Below are 15,610 nucleotides of genomic sequence, written 5' to 3'. Positions count from 1 at the left end.
GACGTATGCCCCGGTTCCGGAGAACAGGCCTTTCACGGACGCGCGTCACCGCGCCTTCCGCCTATGCGTTGCGGCCGGCGGCGACGGCGCTTGTGCTTGTCCTGCTCTGCGCCGCCGGCGCTCGGGCCCAGACGGCTACCCTGCGCGGCTTCGTCATCGACGCGACGGACGGTCAGCCGCTCGAGCTCGTCAACGTGGCGCTTCGAGACGCGCAGGGCGCCTTCCGGGGGGCCGTGACGAACCGGGACGGGCTCTTCTTCGTCCCGAACCTCGCGCCGGGACGGTATGTGCTCCGCGCCTCGTTCATCGGATACCGTCCCATCGCGGACACGCTCGACCTCCGACCGGACGAGACGCGCACGCTCAACCTTGCCCTTCACCCGGGCGACGCCGCGCTCGGCGAGGTGCTCGTCGAGGCGGAGCGAACGACCGGCGCGGCGCGCGTCACGGCCGGGCAGCAGACCATCCGCCCCCGCGACATCGACCTCGTGCCCACGCCCGACCTCTCGGGCGACCTCGCGGGGCTGCTCACCTCGCTCCCCGGCGTCGTCTCCGTCGGCGACCGGGGCGGGCAGCTCTTCGTCCGGGGTGGCGAGCCCTCCCAGAACCTCGTCCTCCTCGACGGCATTCTCCTCTATCAACCCTTCCACATCCTCGGCTTCTATTCCGCGTTCCCCTCGGACATCATCAACCGCACCGACCTCTATGCGGGCGGCTTCGGGAGCAAGTTCGGCGAGCGGATCTCCTCGGTGATCGACGTGACGACGCGCAACGGCAACAACCGGCGTTTCTCCGGCGCGGCCACCCTCTCGCCGTTCGTGAGCGCCGTCCGCGTGGAAGGTCCGATCCTCAGGAACCGGCTCTCGGTGCTCGCCTCGGTGCGGGAGTCGCTCGTCGAGCGGGGGGCCGAATCGCTCGTCGGCGAGCCGCTCCCCTTCGCCTTCGGCGACCTCTTCGTCAAACTCCACGGCATCGTGAGCCGCTCGAGCCGGCTCTCGGCGATCTTCCTCCGCACGCACGACCGGGGCGTGCTCGACCGCGACACCGGCGGCCTCCCTCCCGATGAGGTGCGCTGGAAAAACGTGGCTGCCGGGGTGCGCTTCCTCAGCCTCCCGAGCGTCACGCCCCTCATGCTCGACGCCCGCATCTCCTTCTCGCGCCTGCCCACCGAACTCGGCCCGCGCGACGCCCCGGTCCGCTCCTCGACCATCGAAAACCTCCATTTCGCCGCCGACGCAACGTTTTTCGGCGACAAGAGCGACACCGACCTGGGGGTGTCGTTGCGCATCGTGAAGCTCAGGAGCGCACTCGGCGGGCTGTACCAGAACATCGAGGCTCGAAACGAGCGGCTCGAGCATGCGGCGATGTACGTCGAGCCCGAGTTGCACGTGGGATCGGGGATCCGCATCCGCCCCGGCCTTCGCGTACAGTTCTTCGACGTCCGTTTCGATCCGTTTCTCGAACCCCGCCTCCGGATCATCTGGGCTCGTGGACCGCATCAGGTGAGCGCGGCGGCGGGCGTCTATCATCAGGCCGTCCTCGGGCTGAGCGACCGCCGCGACGCCGCGAGCGTTTTCACGGCCTGGACGAACGTGCCCCGCCCCCGCACCGACCTCGACGACGTGCGCGCCGGACGCGCGCCCCGCGCCTTCCACACGCTGATCGGCTACCGCGTCACCCCCACTCCGTGGCTCGAACTCTCCTCCGAGGGGTTCTACAAAAAGCTCTCGAACCTCTTCATCGCCGAGTGGACGGCCTTTCCCCGCTTCACGACCAACCTCCAGCCCGCCACCGGGCGCTCGTACGGCTTCGACCTCCGCGCCGAGGTGCGGCGACCACATTTCTACGCCTATGTCACGTACGGCTTCTCGAACACACGGTATGAGGCGCAGCAGGCGTCGCTCCGGCTCTGGTACGGCACGGAGACGCTCGCCTTCCATCCGCCCCACGACCGACGGCATCAGCTCAATGCCCTGGTGAGCGTCAAGCTCTACGGCTTCGAAGTCTCGACCCGGTGGGCCTTCGGCTCGGGGCTGCCTTTCAGTCAGGCCATCGGCTTCGACGGCTTCGCCCTCATCGACGACGTCCGGAGCGCCGCGCGCATCCCCGGCTCCCGGCGCGTCATCTACGAGCGCCCCTTCAATGCCCGGCTGCCCACCTATCACCGGCTCGACTTCTCCGTCGAGCGCGCCTTCCACTTCCGACGCGCCACCCTCTCCACTCAGTTCAGCCTCATCAACGTGTACGACCGCCGCAATATCTTTTTCTTCGACGTGTTCACGCTTCGAAGAGCCGATCAGCTGCCGCTTTTTCCTTCCTTCGGTCTCAAACTCGCTTTCGAATGACGGCGACGAACGAACACGATGCGCAGCGACCGAGCGCCCGGGGGCGCGACCGGAGGGGCCTTCTCCGCGCGTGCCTCCCCTTGCTCGCCCTCCTGGGGCTGCTGGCGACCGGATGCGAAGAAGACGTCACCGCCGTGCTCGGCACGGAACGCCCGTTCACGCTCTTCGGCGTGCTCACCCCGCAGGCCGACACGCAGTGGGTGCGCGTCTTCCCCATCGAGACCGTCCTTACCCCCGCCGAGCCCGTCCCCCTCGACGCCCGTTTTCGCTCGCTCGACCTGGCCGACGGCTCCGAGCAGGCCTGGCGCGACTCGCTCATTCGAGAGGCGAACGGGCAATACGCGCACGTCTTCTGGTCGCCGTTCCCCGCGCCGTTCGGCCACCGCTTCCGCCTCGAAGTCACCCGCTCCGACGGCGCCGTCACGGAGGTGGAGGCGACCGTGCCGCCCTTCGCCGAGATGATCCTCCCTCCCCGGACGCAAACGCCGCCCCCCCTTTTCTCCATCATCGTGCCGCCGCAGGTGCCGAACCTCATCCGCATCGAGATCACCTACACGTTTCGGTTTCGATCCAATGCCGAGATCCGGCGCGAAACGGCTTCTTTCTCGTACGACGGACGACAACGGCTCACCCCCGAGGGCTGGCTCCTCGAACTCAACGTGGCGCAAGACCTCCGCATCATCCGCGAAGAACTGAAGCGTCGGTTCCCCCTCGACCCGCGCACGCCGGTCAAGATCGTCTCCTTGAAGATCCGGATGATCGCCGCCAATGCGGAGTGGAAACCGCCCGGCGGTGTTTTCGATGCGGAAGTCCTCGTACAGCCCGGCGTGATGTCGAACGTGGAGAACGGCTTCGGCTTCGTGGGCGCAGGCTATCGCATGGAGGAGATCTGGGTTCCGCTCGACACGATCATTGCGAATTGAAAAGGCCGGAGCATACCTTTCCTTCTGATTCTCGAAGAAGATTCACAAGGCCGGAGCCGGCCCCTCTATAGGTTCTTTCACGACCGTCGATACTCAGAGCGCGCACGAGAGTCCCCACACCCTAAACGACTACTTCGCATCCATTCCGAAGGTTTACCGTGTCCTTCTTCATCGAATATCCCGGCGCACCCACCCCTCCGATGCGGGACACCGAAGCGCTCCGGCGCTCCATCCGGCGGCGCCTCCTCAACCTCGACGACGCCGTGCCCGATTTTCTGGCGGCGCTGCTCGCAAGCTATCTGGAAACCACTCCGGCACTCCTCGAATCGTTGGTGGAGCATCGGAAGAGGCGGGATGCCCTGGGCCTCCACAACGCCGCGCACTCTCTCAAATCGAGCAGTCAAGTGATCGGACACATGCGCCTCGCCTCCTATTGCAAAGCGCTGGAGGCGACCTCCCGGGACGCCCCCTTCTCCGAACCCATGGCCGGATACGTCGAACTCATCGTCGCGGAATACCGGGTGGCGCAACCGGTGCTGACCAGCCTGTACGAAGCCTTTCTGGCCGAGGCAAACGGCGACCTTTGAGTGCCCGGGGCCCTCGCTCGATTTCATCGTTTCCGGATAGCCCTTTCGGAACGGCCATCCCTTATCTTTACGTACCAAACCCGCCACCGGCCCACTGCTGTGACGCCGCCGTTGATCTTCGAAAGAACCGATGAACCGCCCCCGGGGATTCAAATCCCACCTCGCCACCCTCTGGAAGTGCATCGTCGCACCGTCCCGGACCGCAGCCGCGCTCCGAGAAACTGAAAGCCGCTACGAGGCGCTCGTCGAGCGATCTCCCATTCCCATCGGCGTTCATCAAAACGAAACCATCGTTTTCATGAACGAAGCGGCCGTCCACACCCTCGGAGGCGCCTCCCCGGACGACTTCCTCGGACGATGCATCTGGGATTTCCTGGACAAGGAGTTTCATGACCTGGCCAGGACCCGGGTCGATGAACTCTACCATCATGGACGAGAGGCGTCGATCATGCTGGAGCAATTCATACGCCTCGACGGAACCAGAATCGACGTAGAGGTGATGGGCGCGCCGATTACTTTCGAGGGGCGCCCCGCCGCACAGATCGTCTTTCGAGACGTCACACGACAGAAAGAGGCCGAAGAAGCGCTTCGGGAGAGCGAAATGAGATACCGACAACTCGTCGAAGAAATGCAGGACGTCATCTTCGCCATCGACCTCGAAGGACGCTTCACCTACGTCAGTCCGGCCGTCGAGCGGTTCTCGGACTTCACCGTCGATGAGGTGCTGGGCAAACCGTTCGCCCGGTTCGTTCATCCGGACGACTGCCAGCTGCTCTTCGAGAGTTTTCAACGCACGCTGGCAGGCAAAAAGGAGCCTTTCGAGTTTCGCATCCTCGACAAGCGCGGCCGCATCCGGCACGTGCGCACCTCCAGTCGCGTCATCCTCTTGGACGGGCAGCCCGTGGGCACGCGCGGGGTGATGTCCGACGTCACCGAACGCAAACAGGCCGAAGCCGAGCGGGAACGACTCATCGCGGAGCTGGAAGCCAAGAACGCCGAACTCGAACAGTTCACATACACCGTCTCGCACGACCTCAAGAGCCCGCTTTTCACCATCCGGGGATTCCTCGGCCTGCTGGAGGAAGACTGTTTCTCCGGCAAGCGAGAGAAGGTCAGGGACGACATTCGGCACATCACCAACGCGACCGAGACGATGCAACGGCTCCTCGACGACCTGCTCGAACTCTCGCGGATCGGACGCATCACGAACCCGCCGGAGGTTGTCTCGCTGAGGGAACTGGCCGAAGAAGCCGCCGCCCTCGTCGCCCGGCAGCTCGAAGAGCGCGGCGTCACGCTCGAGATCGCACCCGACCTTCCGCAGGCCTACGGAGACCGGCTTCGCCTCCGCGAAGTGTTCCAGAACCTGCTCGACAACGCCGTCAAGTTCATGGGCGATCAGCCCGAACCGCGCATCGAGGTCCGGAGCACAAACCTGGGGGACCACGTGGAAGTGCGCGTGCGCGACAACGGCCCCGGCATCGACGAGCAGTACTTCGAGAAGGTGTTCGGCCTTTTCGAACGGCTCGACAACAAGACCGAGGGCACGGGCATCGGGCTGGCGCTGGTGAAACGCATCGTGGAGGTGCACGGCGGCGAGATATGGGTCGAGTCCGACGGCGCCGGCGCGACGTTCTGCTTCACGCTGCCTCCACCGCCCTGATGCATGCTCAACCGTCGCTCTTCGACGGTTCCGGGAGCGGCGGCGCCTGATCCTGCGGGATCGGCGGCACGTAGGGCGCGCCGCCCGTCTGTTCGAGGAAATACGCCCGCGCCCGCGCCCGCAGGTCGGCGTCCGTGAGCAGATCGACGCCCGTGAGCGCGATGACTTTCGCCGCCACCACGGCGCCCTTGACGCCTGCCTCCGTGCCGTGACAGGCCGACGTCGCCCAGCTGTGCCAAGGGATGTTCGCCGCCGCCGTGGTCACGTTGAACCCGACCGTAGGCGCGATATAGCTCACCTCAGCCACGTCCGTCGAGCCCCCACTGACGGGTTCGGGGGCATCGGCCAGCGGTTTGATCTCGGCGTCGAACCCGTCCTCGTCCACGCCGAGGAACGCCTGAAGTCGGTGCGCAAACGCCTGCTCTTCCTCCGTGAACACGGGAGGACCGACGATCTCCAGATTGCGCTGAACGAGCTCCTGGAGCGGGCGGTTGAGGTTGTATTCATGAACGCCGGTGATGAGATGCACCCGGTGCTCGGTGAACGTGCCGAGCGCCGCCGCCTCTGCGATCTTGAGCACCTTTTGATAATACATCTCCACCCGTTCCCGGTTGATGTCGCGGACGTAGTACCAGACCCGTGCATAGGCCGGCACCACGTTCGGCGCGCCGCCGCCGTCGGCGATGACGTAGTGGATGCGCGTCGTCGGGTGCATGTGCTCGCGCATGAGGTTGACGCCGAAGTCCATCATCTCGACGGCGTCGAGGGCGCTGCGTCCGTTCCACGGGTCGGCGGCGCCGTGAGCGGCCTGCCCGAAAAATTCGACCGTGAAGTTGTTCATCGCCAGCCCGGTATTATTCCCCACCCGGGTCTCCGTGTACGGATGCCACTCGACCACGGCGTCGAGGTCGTCGAAGAGGCCGGCCTTGGCCATGTACACCTTGCCCACGACGGTTTCTTCGGCAGGGGTCCCATAGAGCCGGACCGTGCCGGGGATGCCCTCGGCCTCCATGGCGCGCTTGACGGCGATGGCCCCGCCGACGGACCCGGCGCCGAAGAGGTTGTGCCCGCACCCCTGCCCGCTCGTGACGCCGTCGTCGCGCGCCTGCCGTTCGGGCACGGGGGCATTGCCCACGCCGGGCAGCGCGTCATACTCGGCGAGGATGCCGAGGACCGGCGCTCCGCTCCCGAAGCTCGCCACGAACGCCGTCGGCATCCCGGCCACACCGCGCTCCACCGTGAAGCCTTCCGCTTCGAGCGTTTCGATGAGCAGGGCCGCCGAGCGCGTCTCTTCGAGCGCCGTCTCGGAAAAATCCCACAACGCATGCGCCATCCGGCGAATCTCGGGCGCAAGCGCCTCGGCTCCGGCAATCGCCGTCCGTTCTTCGGCGGATAGATCCTGCCCGTGCGCCGGGAAACCCGACACGAGCGCCATCAAAGCGAGAAAGAGGATGCGTTTCATGGATGCGTCTTCGTTGCGTGAAGGGAGGGGACGACGCGCGGTTTCGCCGGGAACGTGTGTCTGTCCGGCTGCCTCCGCGCTTCGCCAAGATAACGGAGAACGGGACCGAAAAAAAGCCGAGACGCCCGATCCTTGCGTCGAGGGATTCGTCCCGCCGGGTCGGCCTCGGCAACGCCCATGCCTTCCGCTTCGTCGCCGCCCGTCCGGTAGCTCCGAAGGGCTCACGAGGCCGGCTCGACGACCGCCGACATGGAGCCCCGACATTCCGGGATCCGCCAGTCCGCGCCGTAGGCGTGAATCTGATCTCGTTTGAACTCCGCCCGCTCCCGGTGGGTCGTCTCCACCACCACGCGTCCGCTCATGTCCACCTCGCGAGCCATGCGGAAAGCTTTGCTCATCGAGTGCCCGAAGAGCTTCATGAGCATCTCGATCACGTACTCGTACGTGTGGTCGTCGTCGTCGAGGAGCACCACGTTGTACCTGGGCACGTGGAACGCCTTCGTCTTCCGTTTCTGCCGCGAGGTCGTTTCCTCTTCCGGCGGCGCAACCACTTCGGCGTCTTCGGTCATCATACGTGGACCCCTTTGCGGTGAGGACGGGAGCATCGCATCAATAGATCTTGTACCCCGCTCCGGAACCCATGCTCCCCCGCCTTCCTTTTCGTCAAGAAATCTCCCCCGAGGCGTTCCCCGGGGAGACCGGATTTTTGCCGTGAGACTCACCGAGGCACGTCTACTTTTTCGAGGATGTTCTTCACGACGTCATCGGGTCGGCGGCCTTCCATCTCCTGTTCGGGCGTGAGGAGGATGCGGTGCCGGAGCACGGGATAGGCGACGGCCTGCACGTCCTCGGGCGTCACGAAGTCACGGCCCTGCATGGCGGCGAGGGCCTTTGCGCCGGCCATGAGCGCCAGCGAGGCGCGGGGCGAAGCGCCGAGGTAGAGCGCCCGGTGGTCGCGCGTGCGATGCGTCAGCGCGGCGATGTAGGCGATCAGGTTCGGCTCGACGTGCACCCTTCGCACCACCCCCTGATACGTCTCCAACTCCTCCGCCGTCAGCACCGGCGCGACGGCGTCGAGGTGACGCGGGCCGCGCCCGGCATGATGCCCCGCGAGGATCGCCGCCTCCTCAGCCTCCGTCGGGTAGCCGACCTCTACCTTGAACAAAAAGCGGTCGAGCTGGGCCTCGGGCAGACGGTAGGTACCCTCGTGTTCGAGCGGGTTTTGCGTGGCGAAAACAAGAAAAGGACGCGCCATGGGATACGTCGTCCCGTCCATGCTCACCTGCCGCTCCTCCATCACTTCGAAGAGCGCCGACTGCGTCTTGGCCGGGGCGCGGTTCACCTCGTCTATGAGGATGAGGTTCGAGAAGATGGGTCCGCGTTTGAACTCGAACTCGGTCGCCTTCGGATTGAAGACGGGCGTGCCGAGGATGTCCGAGGGCATGAGGTCGGGGGTGAATTGGATGCGGGTGAACGCCACCGACACGGTGCGGGCGAGGAGCCGCGCCGTGAGCGTTTTGGCCACGCCCGGCACGCCCTCGATGAGCACGTGACCGTCGGCGAGCAGCGCGGCGATGAGCAGATCCACCATGCGCCGTTGTCCGACGATGATCTTGCCCACCTCGGCGCGCACGCGGGCGACGGCGCCCTCCAGCCCCGAGAGGTCGATGCGGTTTTCAAAGAGGTTTTCCTGCTCCATGCGGGGTCCCGGATGCGAATGAGAAAGACAGGGCGATCATCGTTGGCTTTGTTCATAAAAGGCGTCCAGACGCGCGCTCAGCCGGAGGAGCGTCTCGGCCGAGTGTTTGGACGGCGCCCGCGCCTCGGCGATGGCGTCGAAGAGGGCGCGCACCTCGTCGAGCGGGACGCCGGAGCGCTCGCTCACCTGCCCGATGAGCGCCTCGTCCAGGCGGTTCGTCGGCAGCCGGAGCCGGCGGCGCACGTAATCGAGAAAATAGGTGATTCTCTTGTCGGCAAGATTCGCATGGTCGCCGTGATCGAGATACAGGCGTCCCACGGTCTCGACGAATTCGAGCGTCGTGTTTTCCAGCGGCGGGATCACGGGGATGACGCGCTGTCGCCGCCGGGCATGAAAGAAGATAAAGAGCAGCACGGTGGCGAGCGCGAGATAATACGCCTGCCGCAGCGACGGATCGCGGAGAACGAACCGGAGCGGCGTGCGCGCTTCCGTCCGCCCGGGTTTGAGGTACCCATCCCAGAGCACCGGACGGACGGGCAGGTGCGAAAGCGCCGCGAAGGCATATTCGGCGTTCTCGCCGTCGAGGAGGCTCGCATTGGTGAAGACGAGCGGGAGCGCATGCACAAACACGGCCCCCCTCCCCCGATCGAAACGTAGGAAGTTGACCTCGCCGGCGGAGTCCTCGCCGAGCACGACGGCGCGGAGCGTGTCGAAGCGGGAGAAGTACGCGCGCACGACGCCGGCGCGATACCGATACGCCGCGTCGGAGAGCGTGGAGGCGGTGAAGCCCACGGCGACGGTGTCCCGCTCGCCGGGGTCGGCCGGGAGGATCGCGCCGAAACGACGGGTCGTCTCCAGACGAAGCGTGTCGGCGAAGGGCCCCTTCACCTCGTGCGCCGCCACGAAGACCCCGTTCCCCCGCTCGACGAAGGCGAGCAGCGACTCCGTCTCGGCAGGATCCGGCGCGAACACGCTCGTGAGGAAAAGATAGTTCGTCCCCACGCGCGTGGAGTCCCGGAGGACGAGGTACGGCGGGCGCACGACGGGCGTGACGGGGACCTCCGGGAAGAGCGAAGGCAGGAGTTCGTAGAGGATGCGCGCGCCGTATGGCCGGGCGTCGTCGCGCACGTAGCTCTCCGTCCAATCGACCGGCTTCGGCCCGAAAAGCTCGAGCGCCACGACGGCGAAGATCAGCCCCGCGAGGAGCGCGACGTATTTCCATTCGTCCCGGCGCATCCGTCACTCCCCCCCGAGATGTTCACCGAAGCGGGCAAAGGCGCGGCGCATCCGCCCGAAGGCAGCCTCGTCCACCGGAAAGGCTCCGTACCAGATGTATTCGAAAAGGTACGTCAGTTCGGCGAACGGCCGCCGGAGCAAGGCGTGTCGGAGTTCGTCCACGTAGGCGTGGTTCGTCTTCTCCCGCCGCCACACGATAAGGTTTCGGTCGGCCAGTTCACGCAAGGCTTTAAGGTACAGGAGGCGCACGGCCCGGCGGTAGTCGCCCGCCGCCGCCGCCGCCTCGATGCGCGCGTCGAAGTCCGCCGTCGTCAGATCTTCCTCGAAGAGATCCTCGGTGCGCATGCGCTTTCTTTCCCCCCGGAGCACCCCGCGGACGTCCATGCGCAGGAGCCGAAGCAGGAGGAACACCATCGCCGCCGCGACGACGCCGTAATACACGAAGCGCCACACGGGCCGCAGAGCCGACGCGCCGAGGGGGCCAAAGATGTGCTCCCACAGCCATGCCTTGATCCTTGTCCAGAGTGAGGGCCGTTCGGGAGCGGATCGGTCGTAGTCGAAAGCCGGGTCGGTCCGGAAGGGCTCGAGCGCCTCCGGCGGCGGCCGGCGCACGACGACGCCCGCGGTGTCGGTTCGGATCCCGGGCGTCTGCCCGCGCGCCGTCGCGGCCAGCGACACGAGCATGAGCGCCGCGACGAGCGCCCGCCCCGCCCGGCGCCGCGAACGACCGATTGCGTCTTGAGCCACGTCGCGCCTCATCCTTCCGGCTCCGCTCCCGCGCTCCCGTCCGGGTCCGCTTCGCCGGGCGTCTCCGGCTCCGCCAGACGCTCGATACGCGCCATCAACCCGACCCCCTCTTTCCGCTCGACGAGGTTGAAATACTGCAACCCGGTCGCAACCATGGGGATGCTGTAGAGCAGTGAACTCGCCAGTCCCCCGAGCACGCCGGAGACGACGAGCAACACCCGCAACGCCGAGCCGTCGCCCTCCAGCGTGTTCATCCCCTGAAGAAAGGACAGCAGCACCGAGGGCATGCTGAAAATGCCTCCGAGCACCGACGAGATGATCCATGAGATAACGATCACGCCGAACGTCTGCCACCCGTAGCCCCGGACGAGCTTAAGGCATCGCCCCGCTCCCTCGATGAGACCGATCCGCTCGAACACCCGCATCGGAAAAAGGAGCGCGAAAACCGTCACGACGTAGGCCAGTGCGGCGAGAAAGGCGACGACGGCCACGAACGTAAAAAATCCCGCGACGATCGCTCCCGCCTGTGCGAACACCGCGGCTCCGAAGCCGACGAAAAAGATGAAAAGGAAATAGATCAAAAAGAGGTTCATCAGGAGAAAAGCGACGGTCCCGAGCATCCCGAAGAATAGCCCGCGCGCCGCTTCCCACACCGCTTTCACCGTAAGGCCGCCGGGACCATGCGCCTCGTACAACCGCATGAACCCCAGGATCACCGCCCAGGCCATGGCGCCCGCGAGGAGACTGAAGACCAGGATGCCCGCATAGTTGAAAAGAAGCCCGGAGAGGTTCGCAAGGGTCTGTCCGTCCGCGTTCAGGAAGCCGCCCGAGAAGACCTGCATCTGCACCGCCACGTTGAAGAGCATCGCCACGACGAGGAAGGGCGCGACGAAGAACAGCAGGCTCTTCGACAGGGGCGCCAGGTTTTGCCGGATGAACCGGAACGTCACGTTGAGCACCTCGCCGAAATCGCGTTTCCGGCGGAACTCGATGGGGGACTCGTCCTTCATGGACCTCGCCTCTCGACGCGCAGGGGATAGATTCCGAAATACCACACGATGAACGCGAGCGATGCCCCGATGATCGAGACCCCGAGCGCCGGAGGCATCTCGGTGTGCCGTGTGACGAAGCCTTCGAGGAAGCCGGCCGCCACAAAGATCGGCACGAGTCCGATGACGATTTTAAGGCCGCGGCGGGCCCCGCGCATGAACGAGACCCGTCGGGAATAGGTCCCCGGAAACAGCAGACCGTTGCCCATCACGAACCCCGCCCCGCCCGCGATGATGATGGCCGAGATTTCGAGAGCGCCGTGGATGTACACGACGAGCAGCGAGTCGAGCAGGAGCCCCCGCTCGAAGAAAAGCGCGTGGAAGGCGCCGAGCATCACGCCGTTCTGAAAAAGCAGATACGCCGTTCCGAAGGACGAGAGCAATCCCATTGCGAAGACCTTGAAGGCGACCCAGACGTTGTTGACCGTGATGGCGAGGAACATGTCGAGTTCGCCCATCTGTTTATAGACCGCCATCGGGTCGCCCTTCGCGATGTTGTCGAGCGTCATGTTCACGTAGGCATCGCCGAGGATGAGGCGCGCGAAGCCGGGGTCGTTCGCCGCCGAGAGCGCGCCCACGCCTGCCGAGGTGAGAAAGAGCACGAGCGCGAGGAGCATCTCCCTGCGCGCTCGCCCGACCTCGCGGGGGAGTTCGTATTTCCAGAACCGAATGAGACGCCCCCGATCCTCCTTCCGATTCCGATAGATGGCCTGATGCACCTCCGCCGCCAACCCGTTCAGATACCGAGTCGTCTTGCTCTCCGGAAAAAAAGTTTTCGCATACGAGAGGTCGTCCGTCACCTCCACGAACAGTTCGGCCAGACGATCCGGGTCGGCGGGCGAGCGCCGATGCAGGAGCGCTTCGAACTGTTCCCACTTTTCCGCATTCTGACGAAGAAAGGCTACTTCTTGCACGGCGCCTCTTCCGATCTGGATTTCTTAGATTGACACGACTCCGGGGCGCGGGCGGCTCTTTCCGGAAAATCGCAGGGTCGAATAAACGAAATAACGAAGTAACGCGCTATGTCGCACGTACAGATCCGAACGGCTCAGAACGTCGAGATAGATTTCGAGGTGGCGGGCCTGGGCGACCGGGTTCTCGCCGCCATGATCGACTATTTCCTCTTGATCTGTTACGTTCTGGCCCTCATGATTTTTGCGGGTTTCTTCGATTCGCAGGCGCTCCTCATCGTCGGATCGTTGCCTTACCTGCTCTATTTTCTCGTGTCCGAAGTGTTCATGAACGGGCAAAGCATCGGCAAGCGCATCCGTGGGATCAAGGTCGTCCGGCTCGACGGCGGGCAGCCGACGCTCGGGCAGTATCTTCTCCGATGGCTCCTCCGGTTCATCGACGTCGAACTCACGTCCGGGCTCGCGGCGGTGGCGACGGTGCTCGTGACCGATACGGGACAGCGCCTCGGCGACCTGGCGGCGGGCACGACGGTGGTGAAAGTCCTTCCCCGCATCCACCTCGGCGACACCCTGTACACGCGCCTCGAAGACGACTACACCCCCACCTTTGACGACCTCGACGCGCTCACGGACGCCGACGTGGAGACCGCGCGCGAGGTCCTCAACACGATCCGGGCGGAGGGCCGCACCCCCGCCTCCGAGGCGCTCGGACAAAAGATGAAGGCCGCGCTCGAACGAAAGATGGGCCTCACCTCGGACCTGCCGCCCGTTCCGTTCCTCCGCACCGTGCTCAAAGATTATAATTACCATCGGGGAAGGCTCTGATGCATTTCAACCGTTCGGAAACGGAATGTCGGTTCTGCGCACGTATCCGGGAAGCGCGGCGCGATTCACTCCTCTTCCCTCTTTTTTTCCGTCGCGTATCACCTAGTTTATGGAGGGCACTGCCCTGATCTTCACCTCCCCCGCGGGATTTCCGCAGAGGACCGACCCTATCCCGAAGAACCATGTCCGACCCTGTGACCCCGAAGAAGCTGCGCTGGCTCAAAGTGCTCGACCCCGACGCCTTGCCCGAGGGCGGCGTCACGCAGGTGACCTGCGCGCACACCACCGTGTGCATGACCCGTTACAAAGGCCGTTTCGGCGCGCTCGACAACCGATGCCCGCATCAGGGAGGGCCTCTGGGCGAGGGCTCCATCGAGCATGGGGTGCTGCGCTGTCCGTGGCACGGCTGGGACTTCGACCCGATCACCGGCAAGGCGCCCGGCTATGACGACGGCGTACCGACGTTCCCCGTCGAGGTGCGGGAGGACGGCGTGTATGTGGGCTTCGCCGAGGAGCCGCCGCACACGGCGACCGTCTCCGACGTGATGGTCGAGACGATGGTCCAGTGGGGCATCCGGCACGTGTGGGGCATGGTGGGGCACTCGAACCTCGGCCTCGCCGATGCGCTCCGGCGGCAGGCGGAGGCGGGACGTCTCTCGTACTACGGCATCCGTCACGAGGGTGCGGCTTCGTTCGCCGCCTCGGCCTACGGCAAGCTCACGGGGCGTCCGGCCGCCTGCCTCGCCATCGCCGGGCCGGGGGCGACGAACCTCTTGACCGGCCTCTGGGACGCGAACGTCGATCGCGCGCCCGTGCTCGCGCTCACCGGCCAGGTGGACACGCAGGTGCTCGGTCCCGGCGCGTTTCAGGAGGTGGACCTCAACGCCGCCTATGGCAAGGTGGCCCAGTGGAGCCAGACGGTGCTCCCCACGAGCCGCCACGCGGAACTCGTCAACCTCGCGTGCAAAAGCGCCATTCTCAACCGGGGCGTCTCGCATCTCATCTTTCCCGACGAAGTGCAGAAGCTCCCGGCCCCCGGAGGCGCCCGTGCAGGCTCGCCCGAGGGACGCCTCACGCCCCGCACGATCGCGCCGCCCGAGGCTTCGCTCGAACGCGCCCTCACGCTCCTGCGCGCGGCGCGGCGACCCGTCATCATCGTCGGCCACGGCGCGCGCTTCCACATGGACGCCGTGACCGATCTGGCCGAGCGGCTCACCTGTCCCGTCCTCACGACGTTCAAGGCGAAAGGCCTCATTTCCGACCATCACCCGCTCGGATGCGGCGTCCTCGGTCGCAGCGGCACCCCCATCGCCTCGTGGTTCATGAACGAAGCCGACCTCCTGCTCGTCTTCGGCGCAAGCTTCTCGAACCACACCGGCATCACAGACAAAATCCCGACCATCCAGGTCGACTTCGATCCGATGGCCCTCGGCAAGTTTCACGCGGTGGACGTGCCCGTCTGGGGCGAGATCGGAGTGACGACGACCCTCATGAGAGCGCGCCTCGAAGGCGGCACGAACAGCCTCGACCACCGCGCCGAGATCGCCGAGCGGTGGGCGCTCTGGCGGGCGGAGAAAACGCGCCGCCTCGCCGAGGATCGCGGACGGGGCCTCAACTCGGCCTCGATCTTCGCCGCACTGACCCGTCAGGCTCCGGAAGACGCCATCATCGCCGTGGACGTGGGCAACAATACGTACTCCTTCGGGCGATACTTCGAATGTGCGCGGCAGGCCGTGCTCATGTCCGGCTATCTCGGCTCGATCGGCTTCGGCTTTCCCGCGGCGATGGGCGCGTGGGCGGCGACCCGTGAGGCCGGCTCGCCCTTCGAAGGCCGTCCCGTCCTCTCCATCTCCGGCGACGGCGGCTTCGGCCAATACATGGGGGAACTGACCACGGCGGTGAAGTACGGCATGAACATCACCCACGTCCTGCTGAACAATGCCGAACTCGGCAAAATCTCGAAAGAACAGCGCGCCGGGCAATGGGACGTCTGGCAGACGGACCTCCACAATCCGAATTTTGCTAAATTCGCTCATAATTGCGGGGCGTTCGGCCTCCGCGTCACCGATCCCGAAGCGCTCGACGACGCCCTCCGTCACGCCCTCGCGCATCAGGGTCCCGCCCTCGTAGAGGTCATGGCCGACCCCTCGCTCATCTGATCCTCAC

At 65.5% G+C, this 15,610-nt stretch carries 13 protein-coding genes; 6 read left to right on the top strand and 7 right to left on the bottom strand.

Features of this window, described 5'->3' with window-relative positions:
• The first annotated feature begins 92 nt into the window (after positions 1–92).
• The 4 genes from AC1HIY_RS07730 (at position 93) to AC1HIY_RS07715 (ending at position 5,515) form a co-directional block, all read left to right on the top strand.
• The gene (locus tag AC1HIY_RS07730) at positions 93–2,345 is read left to right on the top strand and encodes a TonB-dependent receptor (protein WP_479576147.1); all 2,253 of its coding nucleotides are present in this window, start codon (positions 93–95) and stop codon (positions 2,343–2,345) included.
• Positions 2,342–3,268, top strand: a complete 927-nt coding sequence (locus AC1HIY_RS07725) for a hypothetical protein (RefSeq protein WP_479576146.1) — start codon at positions 2,342–2,344, stop codon at positions 3,266–3,268. Before AC1HIY_RS07730 ends, AC1HIY_RS07725 begins: the two co-directional genes overlap by 4 nt.
• A gap of 158 nt (positions 3,269–3,426) precedes the next feature.
• Entirely contained in the window at positions 3,427–3,855 is a 429-nt protein-coding gene (locus AC1HIY_RS07720) for an Hpt domain-containing protein (RefSeq protein ID WP_479576145.1), read from the top strand.
• Positions 3,856–3,985: 130 nt separating this feature from the next.
• A complete protein-coding gene (locus AC1HIY_RS07715) occupies positions 3,986–5,515 on the top strand; it encodes a sensor histidine kinase (protein ID WP_479576144.1) in 1,530 nt (509 codons plus the stop codon).
• 7 nt (positions 5,516–5,522) lie between these two features.
• Here the strand turns inward: AC1HIY_RS07715 and AC1HIY_RS07710 are convergent, their stop codons facing one another.
• The 7 genes from AC1HIY_RS07710 to AC1HIY_RS07680 all read right to left on the bottom strand — a co-directional run bounded on the left by AC1HIY_RS07710 (position 5,523) and on the right by AC1HIY_RS07680 (position 12,622).
• On the bottom strand, positions 5,523–6,977 hold the full coding sequence (locus tag AC1HIY_RS07710; RefSeq protein WP_479576143.1) for an amidohydrolase: 1,455 nt from the start codon (positions 6,975–6,977) through the stop codon (positions 5,523–5,525).
• Positions 6,978–7,198: 221 nt separating this feature from the next.
• Positions 7,199–7,549, bottom strand: a complete 351-nt coding sequence (locus AC1HIY_RS07705) for an ATP-dependent Clp protease adaptor ClpS (protein WP_479576142.1) — start codon at positions 7,547–7,549, stop codon at positions 7,199–7,201.
• A 146-nt stretch (positions 7,550–7,695) separates the two neighbouring features.
• A complete protein-coding gene (locus AC1HIY_RS07700) occupies positions 7,696–8,676 on the bottom strand; it encodes an AAA family ATPase (RefSeq protein WP_479576141.1) in 981 nt (326 codons plus the stop codon).
• 36 nt (positions 8,677–8,712) lie between these two features.
• The gene (locus AC1HIY_RS07695) at positions 8,713–9,912 is read right to left on the bottom strand and encodes a DUF4350 domain-containing protein (protein ID WP_479576140.1); all 1,200 of its coding nucleotides are present in this window, start codon (positions 9,910–9,912) and stop codon (positions 8,713–8,715) included.
• Positions 9,913–9,915: 3 nt separating this feature from the next.
• The gene (locus AC1HIY_RS07690; protein ID WP_479576139.1) at positions 9,916–10,659 is read right to left on the bottom strand and encodes a DUF4129 domain-containing protein; all 744 of its coding nucleotides are present in this window, start codon (positions 10,657–10,659) and stop codon (positions 9,916–9,918) included.
• A gap of 8 nt (positions 10,660–10,667) precedes the next feature.
• Complete coding sequence (locus AC1HIY_RS07685) at positions 10,668–11,669, bottom strand: hypothetical protein (RefSeq protein ID WP_479576138.1); 1,002 nt, start codon at positions 11,667–11,669, stop codon at positions 10,668–10,670.
• Positions 11,666–12,622 carry a stage II sporulation protein M gene (locus tag AC1HIY_RS07680; protein WP_479576137.1) on the bottom strand — a complete coding sequence of 319 codons (957 nt, stop codon included), beginning with the start codon at positions 12,620–12,622 and terminating at the stop codon, positions 11,666–11,668. The genes AC1HIY_RS07685 and AC1HIY_RS07680 overlap by 4 nt, the downstream gene beginning before the upstream one ends.
• A 108-nt stretch (positions 12,623–12,730) precedes the next feature.
• Here AC1HIY_RS07680 and AC1HIY_RS07675 point away from each other — a divergent pair, with 108 nt between their 5' ends.
• Positions 12,731–13,444, top strand: coding sequence for an RDD family protein (locus AC1HIY_RS07675; RefSeq protein ID WP_479576136.1), 714 nt, complete (start codon positions 12,731–12,733; stop codon positions 13,442–13,444).
• A 182-nt stretch (positions 13,445–13,626) separates the two neighbouring features.
• Entirely contained in the window at positions 13,627–15,603 is a 1,977-nt protein-coding gene (locus AC1HIY_RS07670; protein ID WP_479576135.1) for a thiamine pyrophosphate-dependent enzyme, read from the top strand.
• Positions 15,604–15,610 lie beyond the last annotated feature (7 nt).

The sequence above is a fragment of the Rhodocaloribacter sp. genome (assembly GCF_056451265.1).
This window is presented reverse-complemented; position numbering and strand designations above follow the sequence as displayed.